Genomic DNA, 23,506 nt, shown 5'->3' with positions numbered 1-23,506 from the left:
CACCGGGACGACGTGGGGCAGCGGGGGTAGCCATGCCGGAGGAACGGCCGGACGGACAGCGCCAGGCGGGCCGAGGCGTGGCCTGGCTGGTGTGCGGGCGGCGCACCAAGTGGCTGGTGGTGCTGTTCTGGCTGGTGGTGATCGTGGCCGCAGCGCCCCTCGCCCAGAAGCTCACGGACGCCCAGGACAACCAGGCGTCATCCTGGCTGCCGGGGTCCGCGGAGTCCACCCAAGTCCTCGACATCTCCGATGAGTTCAGGACCGAACAGATTCCGGCGGTCGTCGTGTACGCCCGCGAGAGCGGCCTCACGGCCAAGGACCGGGCGCGGATCGCCGAGGACGTCAGCGAGCTCAAGGAGCTGCGCGCCCACGGCATCCGCGGCGCGGAGACCCGCGCCGCCGTCTTCGACACCAAGGACCCGAATACCGCCGCGGCGGCCCAGATCTTCGTACCCATCACCATGGACGAGAAGGGCTGGGAGCGGATCGCGCCCGCCGTCGACTCCATCCGTGAGCGTGTGGGCGGGACGACCGGTGAGAGGAGCAACGGACTCGCCGTGCACGTCACCGGACCCGGCGGTACGTCGGCGGACCTCTCCGAGGCGTTCGACGGCCTCGACTCGACGCTGCTCCTCTCGGCGGCCGGCGTCGTCATCGTGATCCTCCTGATCACCTACCGCAGTCCGGTCCTCCTGATCGTCCCGCTGATCTCGGTGATCGTCTCCCTCTTCACCGCCCAGGCGCTGATCTACCTCCTCGCGGAGTACGGCGGCCTGACGGTCAACGGCCAGAGCGCGGGCATCCTCACGGTCCTCGTCTTCGGAGCGGGGACGGACTATGCCCTGCTCCTCGTCGCCCGCTACCGCGAAGAGCTGCGCCGTCACGAGGACCGGCACGAGGCGATGCAGCTCGCCCTGCACCGGGCGGGGCCCGCGGTCATCGCGTCGGGCGCCACGGTCGTCGTGAGCATGTTGGTGCTGCTCACCGCCGAGATGAACTCGACGCGGGGTCTCGGCCCGGTCGCCGCCATCGGTGTCGCGGTCGCCCTGTTGGCGATGCTGTCGCTGTTCCCCGCCCTCCTGGTGGTCTGCGGCCGGTGGCTGTTCTGGCCGCTCATCCCGCACAACGGCTCCGCGGAGCCCACCGAGCGAGGCGTCTGGGCCCGCATGGGCCGCCGTATCGCCCATCGCCCGCGCCTGACCTGGGGCGTCACCGCGGTGGCCCTGGCAGCCCTGGCGTTCGGCCTGACGCAGTTGCGCGCCGAAGGGCTCAGCAACGCGGACTCCTTCACGGACAAGCCCGACTCGATCGTGGGCCAGGAGCTACAGGCCGAGTACTTCCCGGCGGGCAGCGGCGACCCCCTGGTGATCGTGGCCACCGCGGACCAGGGCGACAAGATCCGCGGCGCGGTCGCCGGGACCCACGGCATCGACCGGGCGAGCGTCGGCGTACCGCCGGGGACGAAACCGGAGGCCGACGGCAAGGTCCTGTTCGAGGCGACGGCGACCGACCCGTCCGACAGCGAGGCGGCCAAGCGGACCGTGGACCGGGTCCGCGACGCGGTCCACGCGGTGCCCGGCGCGGACGCGCAGGTGGGCGGCGGGACTGCGGCCCTCCTGGACATGGACCGCGCGACGGCTCACGACAACAAGCTGGTGATCCCGCTCGTCCTCGGGGTCGTCCTGCTGATCCTCGCGCTGCTGCTCCGCGCCCTGATCGCGCCACTGCTCCTGATCGCGACGGTCGTTCTCTCGTTCTCCGCCGCGCTCGGCATCAGTGCGCTCGCCTTCCGTCACCTCTTCGACTACGCGGGCGAGGCCACGGACTTCCCGCTCTTCGTCTTCGTGTTCCTGGTGGCGCTCGGCATCGACTACAACATCTTCCTGTCGACCCGCATCCGTGAGGAAGCGGGCCGACAGGGCACCCGTGCGGGCGTGGTGACCGGCCTCGCCGCGACCGGCGCGGTCATCACGTCGGCGGGCCTCGTCCTCGCAGGCACGTTCGCCGCGCTCGGCACGCTCCCGATGGTGGCGTTCGCCGAGATCGGCTTCGCGGTCGCGCTCGGCGTCCTGCTCGACACCTTCGTCGTACGTTCCGTCCTGGTCACGTCGTTGTTCCTGGACGTGGGGCCGAAGGTGTGGTGGCCGCACGCGCTGAGCAAGGACGCGGCGGCCCCCCGTGCTCCCGAGGTGGCCTCAGGCGGTCCGCCTGAGACCTCAGGCAGTCCGTCCGAGACCTCAGGCGGTCCGTCCGAGACTTCAGGCGGTCCGTCCGAGACCTCAGGCGGTCCGCCGGATCAGCGCTAGATACATCGCGTCCGTGCCGTGCAGATGCGGCCACAGCTGTACGTCGGGTCCGTCGCCGAGCGCCGGGACGCCGGGCAGCAGCGGGCGCGCGTCGATCAGTTCTGCGCCCTCGTGCCGCTTGAGCACGTCGTCGACGACGGCGCGCGTCTCGGCGAGATGCGGCGAGCAGGTGGCGTAGCCGACGACGCCCCCGACGCGTACGGACTCCAACGCCGTACGCAGCAGCCCCCGTTGGAGCGGCGCGAAGCTGTCCAGGTCCTCCGGTCGCCGACGCCAGCGGGCCTCGGGGCGACGGCGCAGGGCGCCGAGTCCGGTGCAGGGCACGTCCATCAGGACGCGGTCGAAGGTGCCGGGGAGCCACGGCGGCCGGGTGCCGTCGGTGGCGATGACCTGATACGGGCCGGGGTTGCCCCGCAACGCCTGCGCCACCAGACGAGCCCGATGGGGCTGCTTCTCCGCGGCCAGCAGGGTGGCGCCGCGCCCGGCGGCGAGACCCGCGAGCATGGCGGCCTTGCCGCCGGGTCCCGCGCAGCCGTCGAGCCACTTCTCGTCGCGCCCGTCGACCGGGGCGTTCGCGAGTGCGACGGCGACCAGCTGGCTGCCCTCGTCCTGGACACCGGCACGGCCCTCGCGCACGGCGCCGATCGAGCCGGGCTCGCCGCCCTCGCTGAGCCGCACGGCATACGGCGACCAGCGGCCCGGCAGCGCGGACTCCTCGCCGACCTCGTCGAGGAGTTCATCGGCCGTCGTACGTCCCGGCCGGGCCACGAGGGTCACCTCGGGCCGTTCGTTGTCGGCCTCCAGGAGGTCCTCGATGCCCGCACGGCCGCCGCCGAGCGCGTCCCACAGCGCGGAGACGACCCAGCGGGGGTGCGAGTGGAAGACAGCGAGATGATCCTCGGCGTCCTCGTCGTAGGGCGGCGCGACCTTCTCCAGCCACCCGTCGAGATCGTCGGCGGCAACCTTGCGAAGCACGGCGTTCACGAACTTGGCCCGCCCGTCGCCGAGGACGACACGCGCCAGCTCGACGGAGGCGGAGACGGCGGCGTGCGTGGGGATGCGCGTACCGAGCAGTTGGTGCACGCCCATGTTCAGGACGTCGAGCACCGGCGGATCGACCTCGCGCAGCGGCCGGTCGATGCAGGCGGCCACGATCGCGTCGTACGTTCCCTGTCTGCGCAGCGTCCCGTAGACGAGCTCGGTGGCGAGCGCCGCGTCACGCGCGTCGAAATCGCCCTTGTCCCGGGCCTTGCGCAGGAGCGGCGGCAGGACGAGGTTCGCGTACGCGTCGCGCTCGTCCACGGCTCGCAGCGCCTCGAAGGCGAGGAAGCGGACAGGGTCCTTCTTGGGGCGGCGATGAGGCTTGCCGGGCTTGCCCTGCTTCTGGGGCGGCCGGTTGGGCTGGTCGTTCAAAGGTGCTCCGCGATTGGATGGGGGCCGAACCTGTTCAGCGTACGTCGGTTGTCCCGAACCGCTCACCCGGGGCGATCCGCACCCCGCGTGCCCAGTCGGCACCGCGCATGGGCTTCTTGCCCTGGGGCTGGACCCAGAGCAGCTCCACGGCGTGCGAGCCGGAGCCGACGTACACATTGTTCTTGGCGGCGGAGAGCTCGCCGGGCGCGAGGTCGGTACGGTCGGGGACGAGCGCGGCCTGGATGATCTTCAGCCGCTCGTCGCGGAAGACGGTCCAGGCGCCGGGGGCAGGCGTGCAGCCGCGCACTACGCGGTCGACCCGCAGGGCCGGGACCGCCCAGTCCACCTGGGCGTCATCGACGGTGATCTTCGGGGCGAGGGTGATGCCGTCGGCGGGCTGCGGGACCGCCCGCAGCGAGCCGTCCTCAATACCGTCCATGGTGGCGGCGAGCAGCCCGGAGCCAGCGAAGGCGAGGCGGGTGAGCAGGTCACCGCTGGTGTCGGTGGCCCGGACGACCTCGGTGACGGTCCCGTACACCGGGCCGGAGTCGAGCCCCTGCTCGATCAGGAAGGTGGAGGCACCCGTGATCTCGTCGCCCGCCATCACCGCGTGCTGTACGGGGGCGGCACCACGCCAGGCGGGCAGCAGCGAGAAGTGCAGATTGACCCAGCCGTGGGCCGGGATGTCCAGGGCCACCTTGGGCAGCAGCGCGCCGTACGCGACGACGGGGCAGCAGTCGGGCGCGATCTCGCGCAGCCGTGCCAGGAACTCCTCGTCGCGCGGCTTCGCGGGCTTGAGCACCTCGATCCCGGCCTCCTCCGCACGCTGGGCGACCGGGCTCGCGACGAGCCTGCGGCCCCGGCCCGCGGGGGCGTCGGGCCGGGTGACCACGGCGGCCACCTCGTGCCGGTCGGAGGCGATCAGGGCGTCCAGTGCGGGGACGGCGACCTCGGGGGTGCCTGCGAAGACAAGCTTCATCGTTGGCTTTCGGCCTCTCGGGGCGGGAAGGTGCGGGGAGCGCACCAGTCTATGAGCCGCCCCGCCGGGACGCTCCCTGCGGGGGCGCCGACGCCTCGCCGCCTGGCTCTTGCCGCCCGGTTCTTGTCACCCGTCCCTTGCCGCCCGGCTGTTGTCACCCGTCCCTTGCCGCCCGGCCTGGGTGCCGCGCATCCCGGGGGTCGCTCGCTGCGGGCCTGCTGACCCGGGCCGCTCATCGGGGGGCACTCACCGCGGGCCACCCGACCCGCCCCGACCCCGCCCGCTCCACCCGGCGCGCCGCTCGCCCGGGGGCGTACGCGTGGCCGCGCGCCCTGTGCATATGCGCATACGCCCCTGCACCGTGACCCCACACGACCTAGCGCGTTGGTCAAGAAAGAGTTGACCACAACGGGCCGCGGATGCGGCCCGATCCTTTTCAACGCCGGTTCGAGAGGCTTGTTCATGGCCGACCACGCAACCCACGACGCCCAGGCACGGGCCAGCCTGCACCTCCTGGTGCGGGACATCGAGCGGGTCCGCCGGCAGGTGGACGCACTGCGTACCCTCACCGCCCAGCTCGGCAACGTCTACCGCCCGCGCCGCTCCAGCCCCTCCGCGGGCTTCGTCGTGTACGGGCGGGCCCCCGCTCCGACCGTCCGCCTCGCCCAGGAACTGCGGGACAGCGTCGAGACGCTGGTGACCGCGGCCGTGGACTTCGACCGTTCGCTGGGCTTCTCGTGGGACGCGGTGGGCTCCGCCCTCGGGGTCACCAAGCAGGCGGTGCACCGCCGTTACGGGGCCCGCAGGGCCACGACGCAGGCGGCTGCGGACGCCGAGCGGGCCACGGAGACGATCCCGTCCCCCACGACCGCTCGCCCCCCGGTCCCGGTCGGCGCCCCCCTCCCCTCGGTCCCCGCGGCCCGCGCGATGCCGACCCAGCCCACAGCGGGCAGCCCCATCCTCCGCGACGACCCCCGCACCAACGCCTTCCCCGGCCCCCGCAACGGCTAGACACAACGGCTGGATACGACAACAGCGACGGCGGCTGCCCCCAACCGGTTTCCCCGGTTGGGGGCAGCCGCCGTCGTACCCCGCCCGAGTTGTACCCCCGCCGGGACCGCGGACCGCGGACCGCGAGGAAAGCCCGCCCCCTTGCGGGGCACGACAAATCCGCCTAGCCGATATCCAACGGGTCCACCCGAATCCGTACGGGCTCCGCCGCCGCACCCCGCGCCGCTCGCCCCGCCTGCGCCGCCTTCAGCGCAGCGGCAAGCGCCGCCCCGCTCCCCGGCGGCACCCGGATCAGCACCCGCTCCCACTGCTCCCCGACAGGCGCGGACCCGGCCCTGCGGGTAGGCCCAGGCCCCGCGTCCGACACCGGGACGGGACCCAACACCACCGCGTCCCGAGGAAGTTCCACCCCGGCGAGGAACCCCGAAAGTGCCTCCGAGGTCCCCGCCACGGATGCCATGCGCGACACCGGCGGAAACGCCAGCTCGGCCCGCTCCGAAAGCTCCCGCACCGCGTGCCCCACGGGATCCCACCGCACCAGGGCCTGCACAGGCCGCAGCGTCGGCTCGGCGACGATCGCCACCGTCCCGCCCGCCCCCTGGGGCCGCACCAGGGACGCCGCCCCGATCCACCGCCGCAAAGCATCCTCCGCGGCCCGTAGATCGGGCCGCCCCAGCATGGCCCACCCGTCCAGCAGCAGGGCGGCGGCATAGCCACCCTCGGCGACAGGCTCCGCCCCCGGCGTACTCACCACCAGAGCGGGCTCCCCCGGCACGGTGTCGAGCACCTGCTCCCGCCCGGAGGTCCGCACCGGCACAGCGGGAAACGCCCGCCCCAGCTCCTCGGCCGTACGCCGCGCGCCCACCACCTGCGCCCGCAGCCGGAACCCCCCGCACTCCCCGCAGTGCCAGCCGCCTTCCTCCACCCCGCACCAGCCACACCACAGCCCGCCACCGTCCCGCGCCTCCAACGGCCCGGCACAGTGCCGACACCGAGCAGGCTCCCGGCATCGCTCGCACGCGAGCCGGGGCACATACCCCCGCCGAGGCACTTGCACCAGCACAGGCCCGTGCTTCAGCCCCTCCCGGACGACGTTCCAGGCCAGCGTGGGAAGCCGCGCGGCCCGAGCCGCCCCGTCCCGGGCGAGATCGCCGTCCCCCACGGTCCGTACGAGCGGCGCGGCTCCCCGCACCTGCTCACGATCGGCGACCAGCGGCGCGGCCCACCCGGTCTCGACGAGCTGGGCGGCTTCCACCGTGCAGCTCCAACTCCCCAACAAGAAACCGCACTTGTCCCGCGAAGCACGAAGTTCGAGCACCTCACGCACATGCGGAAAGGGAGCGTTGTCATCGCTGTGGCTCGCATCGCCGTCGTCCCAGACGACGACAAGCCCGAGATCGCGCACGGGCGCGAACATGGCGGCCCGCGTCCCGACGACGGCCCGCACGGCACCGCGCCGCACGGACAACCACTCCCGATACCGCCGCTCCTGCCCCGCATCGGCGGTGAGCACCGCATGTCGCCCGGGACCCATCAGCCCGGTGAGCGCCGCATCGACACGAGCGGCGGGCCGCCCGGCGGGCACCACGACAAGGGCCCCGCGCCCCGAAGCAAGCGTCGCTTGCACGGCCCGCGCGATCTCCTCGGCCCACTCCGGTCCGGGGAGGGCGGTCCACACAGCCCGAGGCGCACCCCCCGAGGCAAGGGCCCCCAAGAACTCCGCCCCATGCCCGTACCGCCGCCAGGACCCGACCTCAGGCGCCGCCGGAGGCGCGGGAACCTCCCCGGCCTCCCGCGCCTCGGCCCGAGCATGGCGAGGCGGAACGGCAAGCTGCAGCACATCGGCGAGGCTGCCCGCATACCGATCGGCCACGGCCCGAGCGAGCCCGAGCAACTCACCATCAAGCACGGGTTCGGGCGAGACGACCTGCGCAAGAGCAGCCAGGGGCCCGGAGTAGTCCGTCTCGGCAACCCTCTCCACGAGGAACCCGTCGATCAACCCCCCACCCTCACGCCGCCCACCGCGCACGTTCCGCGCCCCGGCCCCGAACCGCACCCGCACCCGCACCCCCGGCTGCGCCTGCTCGTCCAACTCCTCCGGCACCGCATAGTCGAAGTACCGGTCAAGGTGCAGCACCCCTTTGTCGACAAGTACCCGAGCCACCGGCAGGCTCTTGGCCAACGCGGCCCCACGCCAAGTCCGCGGCTTGGCCCGCGGCACCTCAGCCTTGCGCACCGCTTCCCGAATAAGCGCAAGCTGCTCCGGAGGCTCGGCCCCGCCCGCCCTATCGGATTTCTGGTTCTCGCTGCTCACAGCAGCATTCCTACCAGACCCCACTGACACCCCCACGAGCCCGAGATCCACCACGGCACGACGAAGCCCGGCACCCCACCAGGGGCACCGGGCTTCGTCGAATTCCGCGAAACGAGGCAGCCTTAAAGGCCCGCCGCCTTCCGCAACGCGTCCACGCGGTCCGTCCGCTCCCACGTGAAGTCGGGAATGGCGCGGCCGAAGTGGCCGTACGCCGCGGTCTGCGCATAGATCGGGCGCAGCAGATCGAGGTCGCGGATGATCGCGGCCGGGCGGAGGTCGAAGACCTCGGCGATGGCGGCCTCGATCTTGTCGGTGTCGACCGTGGCCGTGCCGAACGTCTCCACGAAGAGGCCCACCGGCTCGGCCTTGCCGATCGCGTACGCGACCTGGACCTCGCAGCGGGCCGCGAGGCCCGCGGCGACCACGTTCTTGGCGACCCAGCGCATCGCGTAGGCGGCGCTGCGGTCGACCTTGGACGGGTCCTTGCCGGAGAAGGCGCCGCCGCCGTGGCGGGCCATGCCGCCGTACGTGTCGATGATGATCTTGCGGCCGGTCAGACCGGCGTCGCCCATCGGGCCGCCGATCTCGAAACGCCCGGTCGGGTTGACCAGGAGGCGGTACCCCTCGGTCTCCAGCTTGATGCCGTCCTCGAGGAGGGCCTTCAGCTCCGGCTCGACCACGAACTCCCGGATGTCGGGGGCGAGGAGCGAGTCCAGGTCGATGTCCGACGCATGCTGCGAGGAGACCACGACCGTGTCGAGGCGGACGGCCTTGTCGCCGTCGTACTCGATGGTGACCTGGGTCTTACCGTCCGGGCGCAGGTACGGGATGGTGCCGTTCTTGCGGACCTCGGACAGACGGCGCGAGAGGCGGTGCGCGAGGTGGATCGGGAGCGGCATGAGCTCCGGCGTCTCGTCGCACGCATAGCCGAACATCAGGCCCTGGTCGCCCGCGCCCTGCTTGTCGAGCTCGTCCTCATCGCCCTCGACCCGCTGCTCGTACGCCGTGTCGACGCCCTGCGCAATGTCGGGGGACTGCGATCCGATGGACACCGAGACGCCACAAGAAGCGCCGTCGAAGCCCTTCTTCGAGGAGTCGTAACCGATCTCGAGAATCTTGTCGCGCACCAGCTGCGCGATCGGCGCGTACGCCTTGGTCGTGACCTCACCGGCCACATGCACCAGGCCGGTAGTGATCAACGTCTCCACGGCGACCCGGGATTTCGGGTCCTCCCGCAGAAGGGCGTCGAGAATGGTGTCGCTGATCTGGTCAGCGATCTTGTCGGGGTGACCCTCGGTCACGGACTCCGAGGTGAAGAGACGGCGGGACACATCGCTCCCTGTGGTTGCAGCGGCTGCTGGCTGATCATTGGTGGACGGGCCGAGAGCTGCGCTCGACGTCGTCCGAGACCAGTTTATCGGTCACACTCGGCCGCCGGACCACGTGTCTCGCCACTTGGGAGTGCTGTGACCTGCGGCACTGCATTGTGCGGTACGACGATCGGTCTCCACCAGAGGGCATCGTGCCCGAATTTCCCGGGTTTGGGACGCCCAGTGGGGCGAATGTGACATTCGACCTCAGGGTTCTCGACCTTGTTCCACTCGGGCCCACCCCAACTTTTTCAGGAGATCTTCGGCAGACGTTCAGCCACCAGATCCCAGACCTGGTCCGCGAGCGCTTCCTTGGGACCGTACGGCACCGGCGTCTCACTGCCGTCCGCGCCGAGCACGACCGCCTCGTTCTCCTCGGAGCCGAACGTCTTGCGCTCGCCCACTTCGTTGACGACGAGCAGGTCACAGCCCTTGCGTGCCAGCTTGGCTCGGCCATTGGCGAGCACGTCGTCCGTCTCGGCGGCGAAGCCGACGACGATCTGGCCGGGGCGCGGCCGGTCGCCGGCGATCTCGGCGAGGATGTCGGGGTTGCGGACCAGGGCGATCGGGGCCGGTTCCTGGCCGTCCTTCTTCTTGATCTTTCCTGCCGCGTACGTCTCCGGGCGGAAATCGGCCACGGCCGCCGCCATCACCACGGCGTCGGCGTCCGCCGAAGCCTTCAGGACCGCCTCGCGGAGCTGGACGGCCGTGCCGACGTGCAGGACGTCGACGCCCGCCGGTTGCGGCAGCGCCGCGTTCGCCGATACGAGGCTGACGCGGGCGCCCCGCGCCGCCGCGCTGCGGGCCAGCGCGTACCCCTGCTTGCCGGAGGAACGGTTACCCAGGAAGCGCACCGGGTCGAGCGGCTCTCGCGTCCCGCCCGCGCTGACGACCACGTGCCGGCCCGTGAGGTCGCGGGCCAGGTCGCCGCGCGCCAGGACACGGCGTACGACCTCGAAGAGCTCCGCAGGGTCGGGGAAGCGGCCCTTGCCCGTGTCCACGCCGGTGAGGCGGCCGACGGAGGGCTCGATGACCAGGGCCCCGCGGCGGCGCAGTGTGGCGACGTTCTCCTGGGTGGCCGGGTGCTCCCACATCTCCGTGTGCATGGCGGGCGCGAAGATCACCGGACAGCGGGCGGTGAGGAGCGTATTCGTCAGGAGGTCGTCGGCGAGGCCGTGCGCCGCCTTCGCCATCATGTCGGCGGTCGCCGGGGCGACGATCACGACGTCGGCGGACTGACCGATCCGTACGTGCGGGACCTCGTGGACATCGGACCAGACCTCGGTCGAGACCGGGTTGCCCGACAGGGCCGACCACGTGGCCGCCCCCACGAAGTGCAGCGCCGCGTCGGTCGGCACGACGCGTACGTCATGGCCCGACTCGGTCAGCCGCCGCAGCAGCTCACAGGCCTTGTACGCGGCGATACCGCCGCTGACCCCCAGAACGACCTTGGGCTTGTCCACCGTCCGTGCCTCCCCGCACTCGGCTCCCCGCACCGGGAAGACGTACGACTCCATGACACACCACAGGCCCGGCAGTCGCGCTGCCGGGCCTGTGGTGATGAGAACTACAAGAAACAGAACTACAAGAAAAGAACTGCGACTACTGAGCCGGGCCCTCGATGGCCTCGGACGTCAGCAGACCCGCGTTGATCTCGCGGAGCGCGATCGAGAGCGGCTTCTCGTGGACGTGGGTGTCCACCAGCGGGCCGACGTACTCCAACAGGCCCTCACCGAGCTGCGAGTAGTACGCGTTGATCTGGCGCGCGCGCTTGGCGGCGTAGATCACGAGGCTGTACTTCGAGTCGGTCGCTTCGAGGAGCTCATCAATCGGCGGGTTGATGATGCCCTCGGGCGCAGTGATGGAAGAGGACACTCTCTGCCTTCCGATGGGGTTCGGTCTTCTGCTGGAAAATGAAGATCAAACCGAATTACTGAGGATTTACTGAGCATTTTACTGCGGATGAAGATCAAACAACTTTCATCAAGGCTAGCAGCTCACGCGCTACATCCTCGACGGAGGTATTGACCAGGGGCGTATCGAACTCCGCCTCGGCGGCCAGCTCGATCTTCGCGGCAGCCAGCCTGCGCTCGATCACCTCGGGCGCCTCGGTCCCCCGACCGGTGAGCCGGCGGACCAGCTCGTCCCAGCTCGGCGGGGCGAGGAAGACGAGCAGCGCCTCCGGCATCGACTCGCGGACCAGACGCGCGCCCTGCAGATCGATCTCCAGGAGGACGGGCTCGCCCGCCTCGAGGCGGGCGATGACGGCACCCCGCGGCGTGCCGTAGCGGTTGCCCGCGAACTCGGCCCATTCGAGCAGCTCGCCGTTGGCGATCAGCTTGTCCATCTCTTCGTCGGAGACGAAGAAGTAGTGGACACCATGCTTCTCGCCGGGGCGCGGCTTCCGGGTGGTGGCCGAGACCGAGAGCCAGACCTCGGGGTGTTCTTTGCGCATATGAGCGACGACCGTGCTCTTGCCGACCCCAGAGGGGCCGGAGAGCACGGTCAGCCGCGGACGTGCGTCCGGGGGTACGGGGGTCGTCCCCCGGGATGTTGCAGCCATGCAGCGATTATCCAGGTTCTCAGGAGTGCCTGAGAACGTCAGGCAGCGCCACCACCGAACTCACGCTCCAAGGAGGCGATCTGATTGGAGCCGAGACCGCGCACACGGCGGCTCTCGGAGATGCCAAGACGCTCCATGATCTGCTTGGCGCGGACCTTGCCCACGCCGGGCAGGGACTCCAGGAGAGCGGAGACCTTCATCTTGCCGATGACATCATTCTCCTGTCCCTGCTTGATGACCTCATGCAGGGAGGCACCGGAGTGCTTGAGTCGATTCTTGACCTCGGCCCGCTCCCGGCGAGCCGCGGCGGCCTTTTCGAGCGCGGCTGCGCGCTGTTCAGGGGTAAGGGGCGGAAGAGCCACGCCTACGTCACCTCGGATGTCGAACTGTCGGATACGGACCGGTGAGGAACCTAATCGCCCCACACCTGGTGAGCAACGTGCAACGCGCTTGCCCGTTCGCTCTCGTCGGAGACTAGCGGGCATGGCCGCTGGAGTCAGCGAGAACAGACGAAAAGTCCTGGTCAGCCTCTGTCGAGGCGTACATTTCGGTCATTTCACCCTGGATTTGGCCGGGTGAGCCATCAGAGAAACGTAAGGACGTGGCCGGACACGTCCTTCGAAGGCGGAAAAACACCCTCAGGCCGAGGCGACGGCCTCGCGAATCTCGTCCGCGAAACGGTTCGCCGCGACGCGCAGCCCGGCCACATCGGGCCCGTGACGCAGGACACCCCGGCTGACGCTCGGCACCACATTGCGTACGACATCCCCGAAGACGCCCGGCAGATCCGCCGGGGTGGCGCCCTGTGCTCCGATGCCCGGGGCGAGCAGCGGACCGTTGACGGCGAGGTCGTACGAGGACAGGGCGCCGAGGGTTGCCCCGACGACGGCCCCGAAGGAGCCCAGGGGCTCCGCACCGGCGTTCTCGGCCGCCAGGTGGCCAAGGATCGTCGCGCCGATCGTGCGGCCGTCCTCGCGCACCGCGTGCTGCACCTCGGCACCCTCGGGGTTGGAGGTGAGGGCGAGCACGAAGAGCCCGGTGCCGTTCTCGCGCGCGAGGTCGACGGCCGGCTTCAGCGAGCCGTAGCCGAGGTAGGGCGAGACCGTGAGGGCGTCACTGAACAGCGGCGAGTCCTTGTGCAGGAAGGTCTCCGCGTACGCCGCCATCGTCGAGCCGATGTCGCCGCGCTTGGCGTCCATGACCACCAGAGCGCCGGCCGCGCGCAGCTCCTGCACCGCCTTCTCCAGTACGGCGATGCCGCGCGAGCCGAAGCGCTCGAAGAACGCGCTCTGCGGCTTGAACACCGCGACGCTCTCCGCCAGCGCCTCGACGACCGTCGCGGTGAACCGCTCAAGGCCCGCCGCGTCATCGTTCAGGCCCCAGGCGGAGAGCAGGGAGGCGTGCGGGTCGATGCCGACGCAGAGCGGTCCGCGCTCGTCCATGGCGTGGCGAAGGCGCGTACCGAAGGGTTCGAGGGCAGTCATGATGCGGGCTTCCTTACGTCGGCGCCGACGGCCTCGGCGAGCGTGGCGTACGGGGAGGTGTTCAGGCGCGCGGCGAGCCCCTTGTGGATCTCGCGCGCCCAGAAGGGTCCTTCGTAGATGAACGCGCTGTACCCCTGCACCAGGGTGGCGCCCGCGAGGATCCGCTGCCAGGCGTCCTCGGCGTTCTCGATGCCGCCGACGCCCACGAGCGTGATGCGGTCGCCCACGCGCGCGTAGAGGCGGCGCAGGACCTCCAGGGAGCGCTCCTTGAGGGGCGCTCCTGATAGACCGCCGGTCTCTCCGTAGAGCGAAGGTTCGGATCGCAGACCGAGGCTCTCGCGCGCGATGGTCGTGTTCGTGGCGATGATGCCGTCGAGACCGAGCTCGACGGCCAGGTCGGCGACCGCGTCGATGTCCTCGTCCGCGAGGTCGGGGGCGATCTTCACGAGGAGCGGGACGCGCCGCCCGGAGACGCTCCGGTCGGCCTCTTCACGTACGGCGGTGAGCAGCGGCCGCAGGGACTCCGTGGCCTGGAGGTTGCGCAGGCCCGGGGTGTTCGGGGACGACACGTTCACCACGAGGTAGTCGGCGTGGGCGGCGAGCCGCTCGGTCGACTTCACGTAGTCGGTGGCCGCCTCATCCTCGGGGACGACCTTGGTCTTGCCGATGTTCACGCCGACGACGGTCTTGAAGACGGCCTCACGGGTGCCCAGACGCTCGGCGACGGCGGCCGAGCCCTCGTTGTTGAAGCCCATGCGGTTGATGAGCGCACGGTCCGGTACGAGGCGGAAGAGACGCTTCTTGGGGTTGCCGGGCTGCGGCTCCCCCGTGACCGTGCCGATCTCGATGTGGTCGAAGCCCAGCATCGACATGCCGTCGATCGCCACGGCATTCTTGTCGAAGCCCGCCGCGAGCCCGAAGGGCCCGTGCATCCGCAGCCCGAAGGCCTCGGTGCGCAGCTCCTTGTGACGCGGCGCGAGCACGGCCGCGATGACGGTGCGCAGCAGGGGGATGCGGGCCGCGAGCCGGATCCAGCGGAAGGCCATGTAGTGGGCCCGCTCCGGGTCCATGCGCTTGAAGACGAGGTTGAAGAAGAGCTTGTACATGTAGGTGTCCTCACCAGAAGGGGGACACCGGATCGGTGTCCCCCTAGTGGGCTGCTAGTCGCGGGCCGCGGTCAGATGCTCCGCGTGTTCCTGGAGTGAACGGACGCCCACGTCCCCGTGGTTGAGCGCGTCGATGCCCTGGACGGCGGCGGCGAGCGCCTGGACCGTGGTCAGGCAGGGCACGGAGCGGGACACGGCCGCCGTACGGATGTCGTAGCCGTCGAGGCGGCCACCGGTGCCGTACGGAGTGTTGACGATGAGGTCGACCGCGCCGTCGTGGATCAGCTGGACGATCGTCTTCTCGCCGTTCGGGCCCTCGCCCTCGCTCTGCTTGCGCACGATCGTGGCGTTGATGCCGTTGCGCTTGAGCACCTCGGCCGTGCCGGACGTGGCCATCAACTCGAAGCCGTGCGCGACCAGTTCACGCGCCGGGAAGATCATCGAGCGCTTGTCGCGGTTGGCGACGGAGATGAAGGCGCGGCCCTTCGTCGGCAGCGGACCGTACGCGCCCGCCTGCGACTTGGCGTACGCCGTGCCGAACACCGAGTCGATGCCCATGACTTCACCGGTGGAGCGCATCTCCGGGCCGAGGACCGTGTCGACGCCACGCCCGTGGATGTCGCGGAAGCGAGACCACGGCATGACAGCTTCCTTCACCGAGATCGGCGCGTCCATCGGCAGCGTGCCGCCGTCGCCGGTCGCCGGGAGCATTCCCTCGGCGCGCAGCTCGGCGACGGTCGCGCCGAGCGAGATCCGCGCGGCGGCCTTGGCCAGCGGCACCGCGGTCGCCTTCGAGGTGAAGGGAACGGTGCGCGAGGCACGCGGGTTGGCCTCGAGGACGTAGAGGATGTCCCCGGCCATCGCGAACTGGATGTTGATGAGCCCGCGGACCCCGACGCCCTTGGCGATGCCCTCCGTAGAGGCGCGAAGCCGCTTGATGTCGAAGCCGCCGAGCGTGATCGGGGGCAGCGCGCACGCCGAGTCGCCGGAGTGGATACCCGCCTCCTCGATGTGCTCCATGACGCCGCCGAGGTAGAGCTCCTCGCCGTCGTAGAGGGCGTCGACATCGATCTCGATCGCGTCGTCCAGGAAGCGGTCGACGAGGACCGGACGCGAGGGGCTGATCTCGGTCGACTCCTCGATGTACGCGGAGAGGCGGGTCTCGTCGTACACGATCTCCATGCCGCGGCCGCCGAGCACGTACGACGGGCGTACGAGGACGGGGTAGCCGATCTCGTCGGCGATGGCCTTGGCCTCGGCGAACGTGGTCGCGGTGCCGTGCTTGGGTGCCGGGAGACCGGCCTCCGCGAGCACGCGGCCGAAGGCGCCGCGGTCCTCGGCGGCGTGGATGGCCTCGGGCGGGGTGCCCACGACCGGCACGCCGTTGTCCTTGAGCGCCTGCGCGAGGCCGAGCGGGGTCTGGCCGCCGAGCTGGACGATGACGCCCGCGATCGGCCCTGCCTGCGCCTCGGCGTTGACGATCTCCAGGACGTCCTCGAGCGTCAGCGGCTCGAAGTACAGCCGGTCCGAGGTGTCGTAGTCCGTCGAGACGGTCTCGGGGTTGCAGTTGACCATCACGGTCTCGTAGCCCGCGTCGCTCAGCGCGAAGGAGGCGTGGACGCAGGAGTAGTCGAACTCGATGCCTTGGCCGATGCGGTTGGGGCCCGAGCCCAGGATGATGACCGCGGGCTTCTCGCGCTTGGCGACCTCGTTCTCCTCGTCGTACGAGGAGTAGAAGTACGGCGTGTTGGCGGCGAACTCGGCGGCGCAGGTGTCGACCGTCTTGTAGACCGGGCGCACCCCGAGGGCGTGCCGCACCTCGCGCACGACGTCCTCGCGCAGGCCGCGGATCTCGGCGATCTGGGCGTCCGAGAAGCCGTGCCGCTTGGCCTCGGCGAGCAGGTCGGCGTCCAGGCGCTCGGCTGCGGTCAGCTCGTCCGCGATCTCCTTGATCAGGAAGAGCTGGTCGACGAACCACGGGTCGATCTTCGTGAACTCGAAGACCTCTTCCGGCGTTGCGCCGGCGCGGATGGCCTGCATGACGGAATTGATGCGCCCGTCGGTCGGCCGGACGGCCTCTTCCAAAAGAAGGGCCTTGTCGCCGGGCTCGCCCACGAAGGTGAACTGCGAGCCCTTCTTCTCCAGGGACCGCAGCGCCTTCTGCAGCGCCTCGGTGAAGTTGCGGCCGATCGCCATGGCCTCGCCGACCGACTTCATGGTGGTCGTCAGGGTCGAGTCCGCCGAGGGGAACTTCTCGAAGGCGAAACGCGGGGCCTTGACCACTACGTAGTCGAGCGTCGGCTCGAAGGAGGCCGGGGTCTTCTCGGTGATGTCGTTCGGGATCTCGTCCAGCGTGTAGCCGACGGCCAGCTTCGCGGCGATCTTCGCGATCGGGAAACCGGTGGCCTTCGAGGCGAGCGCGGAGGACCGCGAGACGCGCGGGTTCATCTCGATGACGATGACCCGGCCGTCCGTCGGGTCGATGGCGAACTGGATGTTGCAGCCGCCGGTGTCGACACCGACCTCGCGGATGATCGCGATGCCGACGTCACGCAGGGTCTGGTACTCGCGGTCGGTCAGCGTCATCGCGGGCGCGACGGTGATCGAGTCGCCGGTGTGCACGCCCATCGGGTCGAAGTTCTCGATGGAGCAGACGACCACCACGTTGTCGTGCTTGTCGCGCATCAGCTCGAGCTCGTACTCCTTCCAGCCGAGGATGGACTCCTCGAGGAGCACCTCGGTGGTCGGCGAGAGCGTGAGGCCCTGCCCGGCGATGCGGCGCAGCTCCTCCTCGTCGTGCGCGAAGCCGGAGCCCGCGCCGCCCATGGTGAAGGAGGGACGGACGACTACGGGGTAGCCGCCCAGCTCGTCGACGCCCTTGAGGACGTCGTCCATGGTGTGGCAGATGTACGAGCGGGCGGACTCGCCGTGCCCGATCTTCTTGTGGACTTCCTCGACGACGCCCTTGAAGAGCTCGCGGTCCTCGCCCTTGTTGATCGCCTCGACGTTGGCGCCGATGAGTTCGACACCGTACTTCTCGAGGACGCCCTGCTCGTGCATGGAGATCGCGGTGTTGAGCGCGGTCTGGCCGCCCAGGGTGGGCAGGAGCGCGTCGGGGCGCTCCTTTGCGATGATCTTCTCGACGAACTCCGGGGTGATCGGCTCGACGTAGGTCGCGTCGGCGATCTCGGGGTCGGTCATGATCGTCGCAGGGTTGGAGTTCACCAGGATGACGCGCAGGCCCTCGGCCTTGAGCACGCGGCACGCCTGGGTACCGGAGTAGTCGAACTCGGCGGCCTGGCCGATGACGATCGGGCCGGAGCCGATGACCAGGACGGACTGGATATCGGAGCGCTTAGGCACGCTGGCCCTCCATCTGAGCTGTGTTCATCAAAGACGTGAAGCGGTCGAAGAGGTACGCGGCGTCATGCGGTCCCGCAGCGGCTTCGGGGTGGTACTGGACGCTGAACGCGGGCTGGTCGAGGAGCTGGAGCCCCTCCACCACCTGGTCGTTCAGGCACACGTGGGAGACCTCGGCCCGCCCGTAGGGGGTGTCGGAGACCTTGTCGAGGGGCGCGTCGACGGCGAAGCCGTGGTTGTGCGCGGTGACCTCGACCTTGCCGGTCGTACGGTCCTGCACGGGCTGGTTGATGCCGCGGTGGCCGTACTTCAGCTTGTACGTGCCGAAGCCGAGGGCACGGCCGAGGATCTGGTTGCCGAAGCAGATGCCGAAGAGCGGGGTCCCCCGCTCCAGGACGGCCCGCATGACCGCGACAGGGCCGTCCGCGGTCGCCGGGTCGCCGGGACCGTTGGAGAAGAACACGCCGTCGGGCTCGACCGCGTAGATGTCCTCGGCGGTCGCGGTCGCGGGCAGGACGTGCACCTCGATCCCGCGCTCGGCCATGCGGTGCGGGGTCATGCCCTTGATGCCGAGGTCGACGGCGGCGACGGTGAAGCGCTTCTCGCCGATCGCGGGGACGACGTACGTCTCCTTGGTAGCGACCTCCGCGGCGAGGTTCGCGCCCTTCATCTCGGGCTGCTGGCGGACCTCGGCGAGCATCACGCCCGCGTCCGGGAGGGCGTTGCCGGAGAAGATGCCGACGCGCATCGCGCCGCGCTCGCGCAGGTGGCGGGTGAGGGCACGCGTGTCGATGCCGCTGATGCCGACGACGCCCTGGTTGACGAGCTCCTCGTCGAGGGTGCGCTGGGAGCGCCAGTTGGAGGACACGCGCGCGGGGTCGCGCACGACGTAACCGGCGACCCAGATCCGCTTCGACTCGGGGTCCTCGTCGTTCACGCCGGTGTTGCCGACGTGCGGGGCCGTCATGACGACGACCTGGCGGTGGTACGACGGGTCGGTGAGGGTCTCCTGGTAGCCGGTCATGCCGGTGGAGAACACCGCTTCGCCGAAGGTCTCCCCCACGGCCCCGTAGGCGCGGCCGCGGAAGATGCGGCCGTCCTCCAGGACGAGTACGGCGGGAACCTTGCTGGCTCCCCTGGTGGAGGTCGTCATCGTGCGGTGCCTTCCGTAGTGCTGGTGTTGATCATGTTGTTGATTGCCTCGACCCACTCCGCCTGCTCGGCCGCGTGGTCCGATCGGAAGCCCGAGTCGAGCAGCTTCTCGCCGTGCTCCCAGGTGACGATCAGCAGACCGCCCTCCGCGAGGACCTTTCCGGCGATGCCCTTGTCGAGCCTGGCCTCGCGCAGCTGTGCGGCCGGGATGAAGAAGTCGGCTGCCCCGGGGCGTACGACATCGAGGCCCGCGTCCGTGAGCGTCAGCTCCACGCGGCTGCGGGTACCGAGGCCGTGCGCCACGATGCGGTCGAGCCACTGCCCTGCCGTGGTCGAGCCGTGGTAGCGGCCGGTCAGCTCAAGTCTCACCGGGCCCGGCTCGCTCGGCGCGCTGGGGAGCTCCGGCAGGTCGCCCTGGAGCGTGCCGCGCCACTTCCAGCCCTCGCGCATCAGCCAGTAGACGAGCGCGATGAAGAGCAGCAGGCCGACGACCCAGCCCGCACGGGCGGCCCAGTCGGTCACGTCCGCCGATTTCTTCTCGGCGGCCAGTTCCAGAAGAGATGTCACGCGAGCTTCCCGTCGACGACCGTGGCGCGGCCCCGCAGCCAGGTGTGCGTCACACGGCCGGGCAGCTCACGGCCCTCGTAGGGGGTGTTGCCGCTGCGCGAGGCGAAGCCCGCGGGGTCCACGACACCACGGTAAGCCGGATCGAGAAGCGTGAGGTTCGCGGGCTCACCTGCCGAGACGGGGCGGCCGTGGCCCTTCGCCTGCCCGATCTCGGCGGGCTTGACGGACATCCGGTCGGCGACCGCGGCCCAGGTGAGGAGGCCCGTCTCGACCATCGTCTGCTGTACGACGGAGAGCGCGGTCTCCAGGCCCACCATGCCCATGGCGGCCGCGGCCCACTCGCAGTCCTTGTCCTCGTGCGGGTGCGGGGCGTGGTCGGTGGCGACGATGTCGATGGTGCCGTCGGCCAGTGCCTCGCGCAGCGCCATGACGTCGCGCTCGGTGCGCAGCGGCGGGTTGACCTTGAAGACCGGGTTGTACGAACGGACCATCTCGTCGGTGAGGAGCAGGTGGTGCGGGGTGACCTCGGCGGTCACGTCGATGCCGCGCGACTTGGCCCAGCGCACGATCTCGACCGACCCTGCGGTCGACAGGTGGCAGATGTGGACGCGGGACCCGACGTGCTCGGCGAGCAGCACGTCACGGGCGATGACCGACTCCTCGGCGACGGCGGGCCAGCCGCCGAGGCCCAGCTCCGCGGAGACGACGCCCTCGTTCATCTGGGCGCCCTCGGTGAGGCGCGGCTCCTGCGCGTGCTGTGCGACGACTCCGCCGAACGCCTTCACGTACTCCAGGGCACGGCGCATCATCACGGCGTCGTCGACGCACTTGCCGTCGTCGGAGAAGACGGTGACTCCGGCCGCGGACTCGTGCATGGCACCGAGCTCGGCGAGCTTCTTGCCCTCGAGGCCGACGGTGACGGCGCCGATCGGCTGGACGTCCGCGTATCCGCCTTCCTGGCCGAGGCGGTAGACCTGCTCGACGACGCCTGCGGTGTCGGCGACGGGGAAGGTGTTGGCCATGGCGAACACGGCGGTGTAGCCGCCGGACGCGGCGGCCTGCGTGCCGGTCAGGACGGTCTCGGAGTCCTCGCGGCCGGGCTCGCGCAGGTGGGTGTGCAGGTCGACGAGGCCGGGCAGCAGGATCTTGCCCTCGGCCTCGACGACCGTCGCGTCGCCCGCTTCGATACCGGTCCCCACTTCGAGGATCGTCTCGCCGTCGATCAGGACGTCCTGGGGCTCGCCGCCGAGCACCTTCGCACCACGGATCAGGGTCTTGCTCATGTCTTACTTCTCCTCTGAGGCGGTGGGGCGCGTGTGGGTGACGGCGGGTTCGTTGCCGCCCAGGAGCAGGTAGAGGACGGCCATCCGGGTGTGGACGCCGTTGGCGACCTGCTCGATGACCGTGCAGCGGTCGGAGTCGGCGACCTCGGCGGTGATCTCCATGCCGCGGACCATCGGCCCCGGGTGCATCACGATGGCGTGCTCCGGCATCTTCGCCATGCGCTCGCCGTCCAGGCCGTAGCGACGCGAGTACTCGCGCTCGGTCGGGAAGAACGCGTCGTTCATGCGCTCGCGCTGCACCCGCAGCATCATCACGGCGTCGGACTTCGGGAGCACGCGGTCCAGGTCGTACGACACGTCGCAGGGCCAGCTGTCCACGCCGACCGGCACCAGCGTGGGCGGGGCGACCAGGGTCACCTCGGCGCCCAGGGTGTGCAGGAGGTCGACGTTCGAGCGCGCGACCCGGCTGTGCAGGACGTCGCCGACGAGCGTGATGCGCTTGCCGCTCAGGTCCTTGCCGAGGCCCTCGTCCTTGCCGACGAGGCGGCGCCGCATGGTGAAGGCGTCGAGCAGGGCCTGGGTGGGGTGCTGGTGGGTTCCGTCGCCCGCGTTGATCACCGGGGCGTCGATCCAGCCGGAGGTGGCGAGGCGGTAGGGGGCGCCGGACGCACCGTGCCGGATGACGACGGCGTCGACGCCCATCGCCTCCAGGGTCTGGGCGGTGTCCTTGAGGGACTCGCCCTTGGAGACGCTGGATCCCTTGGCGGCGAAGTTGATGACATCGGCGGAGAGGCGCTTCTCGGCGGCCTCGAAGGAGATCCGGGTCCGGGTCGAGTCCTCGAAGAACAGATTGCAGATCGTGCGGCCGCGCAGGGCGGGCAGCTTCTTGATCGGCCGGTCGGCGACCCGGGCCATCTCCTCGGCGGTGTCGAGGATGAGAACGGCGTCGTCGCGGGTGAGGTCGGCGGCCGAGATGAGGTGTCGCATCATCTGGGTGTACTCCGTCATGTGGAGGTGTGCGGGCACGCGGGCGCGCAGGGGTGTGCCCCGGTGCCCGTGGGGGGAGCCGGTCCTACGCGGAAGCGGGCTTGGCACCGAGCAGCACGGCGTCGCGGCCGTCCTCCTCGGCGAGCTGGACCTTGACCGTCTCCCGCAGCGACGTGGGGAGGTTCTTGCCGACGTAGTCGGCGCGGATCGGGAGTTCGCGGTGGCCTCGGTCGACGAGGACGGCGAGCTGGACCGCGCGCGGCCGGCCGATGTCGTTCAGGCCGTCGAGGGCGGCGCGGATGGTGCGGCCGGAGAAGAGCACGTCGTCGACGAGGACGACCAGACGGCCGTCGATGCCGTCACCGGGGATCTCGGTGCGGGCGAGTGCGCGCGGCGGATGCATACGCAGATCGTCGCGGTACATCGTGATGTCGAGTGAGCCAACCGGGATAGTGCGTCCGGTGATTTCTTCGAGCTTCTCGGCGAGCCGTCGGGCGAGGAAGACGCCGCGGGTGGGAATGCCGAGCAGCACCACGTCTTCGGCGCCTTTGGCGCGTTCGACGATCTCGTGCGCGATACGGGTCAACACCCGTGCGATGTCAGGGCCTTCGAGCACAGGCCGGGCGACATCGGGTTCGTTCGTGTCGTTCGAGTCCATATGAAACGGACCTCCTTCTCCGCCTCACAGGACGGTTCTTAAAGGACGTCGGAATTGCGCCATCCACGGTACCAGCACGGGCAACACCGCCGGTCACAGCTCCCCTCGGAAGGGTCGGTACGGACCATTCGGCTTGACGCACCCAAGTAACGCTGCGTAACCTCACAGTGAGTTACCGTTCTTCGTCCGGGGAGCTATATGTCCAGCGAATACGCCAAACAGCTCGGGGCCAAGCTCCGCGCCATCCGTACCCAGCAGGGCCTTTCCCTCCACGGCGTCGAGGAGAAGTCCCAGGGACGCTGGAAGGCGGTCGTGGTCGGTTCGTACGAACGCGGCGACCGCGCCGTGACCGTACAGCGCCTTGCCGAGCTGGCGGACTTCTACGGCGTCCCGGTCCAGGAGCTGCTGCCCGGCACAGCTCCCGGCGGCGCGGCCGAGCCGCCGCCCAAGCTCGTCCTCGACCTGGAGCGCCTCGCGCACGTCCCGGCCGAGAAGGCGGGCCCCCTGCAGCGGTATGCCGCCACGATCCAGTCACAGCGCGGCGATTACAACGGCAAGGTGCTCTCGATCCGCCAGGACGACCTGCGCACCCTCGCCGTGATCTACGACCAGTCGCCCTCGGTGCTCACCGAGCAGCTGATCAGCTGGGGCGTCCTCGACGCGGACGCGCGCCGCGCCGTCGCCCACGACGACGTCTGATCCTTCAAGGGACAGCTGAGCAGAAACGTAACGCCGGGGGGGGGGGGGGGGGGGGGGGGGCGCGCCCCCCCCCCCCCGCCGCGGCCGCCCGGGCCCCCCCCCCCCCCCAACACCACCCCCCCCCCCCCCCCCCCCCCCCCCCCCCCCCCCAACCCCCCCCCCCCCCCCCCCCCCCCCCCCCCCCGGCCCAACCCCCCCCCCCCCCCCCCCCCCCCCCCCCACCCCCCCCGGCCCCCCGGGGGGGGGGCACAAAG

19 protein-coding genes are annotated in these 23,506 nt (G+C 70.5%); 3 read left to right on the top strand and 16 right to left on the bottom strand.

The features are described from left to right. Window positions 1-32: 32 nt before the first annotated feature. Complete coding sequence (locus tag ACGFSB_RS13220) at window positions 33-2,306, top strand: MMPL family transporter (protein WP_393397876.1); 2,274 nt, start codon at window positions 33-35, stop codon at window positions 2,304-2,306. Here the strand turns inward: ACGFSB_RS13220 and ACGFSB_RS13215 are convergent. Both ACGFSB_RS13215 and fmt read right to left on the bottom strand, forming a co-directional pair. After that, complete coding sequence (locus ACGFSB_RS13215) at window positions 2,280-3,719, bottom strand: RsmB/NOP family class I SAM-dependent RNA methyltransferase (RefSeq protein WP_393397874.1); 1,440 nt, start codon at window positions 3,717-3,719, stop codon at window positions 2,280-2,282. The two genes, ACGFSB_RS13220 and ACGFSB_RS13215, sit on opposite strands and share 27 nt — an antisense overlap. Before the next feature lie 34 nt (window positions 3,720-3,753). Next, complete coding sequence (fmt, locus tag ACGFSB_RS13210) at window positions 3,754-4,698, bottom strand: methionyl-tRNA formyltransferase (protein WP_393397872.1); 945 nt, start codon at window positions 4,696-4,698, stop codon at window positions 3,754-3,756. Window positions 4,699-5,160: 462 nt separating this feature from the next. Between fmt and ACGFSB_RS13205 the strand changes: the two genes are divergently transcribed. Beyond that, a complete protein-coding gene (locus ACGFSB_RS13205) occupies window positions 5,161-5,709 on the top strand; it encodes a hypothetical protein (RefSeq protein WP_393397870.1) in 549 nt (182 codons plus the stop codon). 163 nt (window positions 5,710-5,872) lie between these two features. Here the strand turns inward: ACGFSB_RS13205 and ACGFSB_RS13200 are convergent, their stop codons facing one another. The 14 genes from ACGFSB_RS13200 to pyrR all read right to left on the bottom strand — a co-directional run bounded on the left by ACGFSB_RS13200 (window position 5,873) and on the right by pyrR (window position 22,553). After that, on the bottom strand, window positions 5,873-8,023 hold the full coding sequence (locus ACGFSB_RS13200; RefSeq protein ID WP_393397868.1) for a primosomal protein N': 2,151 nt from the start codon (window positions 8,021-8,023) through the stop codon (window positions 5,873-5,875). A 122-nt stretch (window positions 8,024-8,145) separates the two neighbouring features. Beyond that, window positions 8,146-9,354 (bottom strand): methionine adenosyltransferase, encoded by a 1,209-nt coding sequence (gene metK / locus ACGFSB_RS13195; protein WP_393397866.1) that lies wholly within the window; start codon window positions 9,352-9,354, stop codon window positions 8,146-8,148. Window positions 9,355-9,644: 290 nt separating this feature from the next. Further along, on the bottom strand, window positions 9,645-10,910 hold the full coding sequence (coaBC, locus tag ACGFSB_RS13190; protein ID WP_393397864.1) for a bifunctional phosphopantothenoylcysteine decarboxylase/phosphopantothenate--cysteine ligase CoaBC: 1,266 nt from the start codon (window positions 10,908-10,910) through the stop codon (window positions 9,645-9,647). An 85-nt stretch (window positions 10,911-10,995) separates the two neighbouring features. Further along, window positions 10,996-11,268: a DNA-directed RNA polymerase subunit omega gene (rpoZ, locus tag ACGFSB_RS13185; protein ID WP_005319902.1), complete on the bottom strand. Its 273-nt coding sequence runs from the start codon at window positions 11,266-11,268 to the stop codon at window positions 10,996-10,998. Window positions 11,269-11,362: 94 nt separating this feature from the next. Further along, window positions 11,363-11,956 (bottom strand): guanylate kinase, encoded by a 594-nt coding sequence (gene gmk / locus ACGFSB_RS13180; RefSeq protein WP_393397862.1) that lies wholly within the window; start codon window positions 11,954-11,956, stop codon window positions 11,363-11,365. Between the two features lie 38 nt (window positions 11,957-11,994). Beyond that, complete coding sequence (locus ACGFSB_RS13175; RefSeq protein ID WP_005319887.1) at window positions 11,995-12,318, bottom strand: integration host factor; 324 nt, start codon at window positions 12,316-12,318, stop codon at window positions 11,995-11,997. Between the two features lie 276 nt (window positions 12,319-12,594). Continuing rightward, window positions 12,595-13,440, bottom strand: a complete 846-nt coding sequence (gene pyrF, locus ACGFSB_RS13170) for an orotidine-5'-phosphate decarboxylase (RefSeq protein WP_393397860.1) — start codon at window positions 13,438-13,440, stop codon at window positions 12,595-12,597. Then, window positions 13,437-14,546 carry a quinone-dependent dihydroorotate dehydrogenase gene (locus ACGFSB_RS13165; protein WP_393397858.1) on the bottom strand — a complete coding sequence of 370 codons (1,110 nt, stop codon included), beginning with the start codon at window positions 14,544-14,546 and terminating at the stop codon, window positions 13,437-13,439. The genes pyrF and ACGFSB_RS13165 overlap by 4 nt, the downstream gene beginning before the upstream one ends. 54 nt (window positions 14,547-14,600) lie before the next feature. Next, window positions 14,601-17,909, bottom strand: coding sequence for a carbamoyl-phosphate synthase large subunit (gene carB, locus ACGFSB_RS13160; protein WP_393397856.1), 3,309 nt, complete (start codon window positions 17,907-17,909; stop codon window positions 14,601-14,603). Further along, complete coding sequence (carA, locus tag ACGFSB_RS13155; protein WP_393397854.1) at window positions 17,902-19,059, bottom strand: glutamine-hydrolyzing carbamoyl-phosphate synthase small subunit; 1,158 nt, start codon at window positions 19,057-19,059, stop codon at window positions 17,902-17,904. The genes carB and carA overlap by 8 nt, the downstream gene beginning before the upstream one ends. Then, the gene (locus ACGFSB_RS13150) at window positions 19,056-19,625 is read right to left on the bottom strand and encodes a hypothetical protein (protein ID WP_393397852.1); all 570 of its coding nucleotides are present in this window, start codon (window positions 19,623-19,625) and stop codon (window positions 19,056-19,058) included. Before ACGFSB_RS13150 ends, carA begins: the two co-directional genes overlap by 4 nt. Beyond that, window positions 19,622-20,908: a dihydroorotase gene (locus tag ACGFSB_RS13145; protein ID WP_393397850.1), complete on the bottom strand. Its 1,287-nt coding sequence runs from the start codon at window positions 20,906-20,908 to the stop codon at window positions 19,622-19,624. The genes ACGFSB_RS13150 and ACGFSB_RS13145 overlap by 4 nt, the downstream gene beginning before the upstream one ends. 3 nt (window positions 20,909-20,911) lie before the next feature. Further along, window positions 20,912-21,898 carry an aspartate carbamoyltransferase catalytic subunit gene (locus ACGFSB_RS13140; protein ID WP_393397848.1) on the bottom strand — a complete coding sequence of 329 codons (987 nt, stop codon included), beginning with the start codon at window positions 21,896-21,898 and terminating at the stop codon, window positions 20,912-20,914. Between the two features lie 82 nt (window positions 21,899-21,980). Then, window positions 21,981-22,553: a bifunctional pyr operon transcriptional regulator/uracil phosphoribosyltransferase PyrR gene (pyrR, locus tag ACGFSB_RS13135; protein ID WP_363211019.1), complete on the bottom strand. Its 573-nt coding sequence runs from the start codon at window positions 22,551-22,553 to the stop codon at window positions 21,981-21,983. 198 nt (window positions 22,554-22,751) lie between these two features. Here pyrR and bldD point away from each other — a divergent pair, with 198 nt between their 5' ends. Then, a complete protein-coding gene (gene bldD / locus ACGFSB_RS13130) occupies window positions 22,752-23,252 on the top strand; it encodes a transcriptional regulator BldD (protein WP_135330908.1) in 501 nt (166 codons plus the stop codon). Window positions 23,253-23,506 lie beyond the last annotated feature (254 nt).

Origin of the sequence: Streptomyces sp. NPDC048441 (assembly GCF_043200235.1) — a bacterium.
Lineage (GTDB): Bacteria > Actinomycetota > Actinomycetes > Streptomycetales > Streptomycetaceae > Streptomyces.
This window is presented reverse-complemented; position numbering and strand designations above follow the sequence as displayed.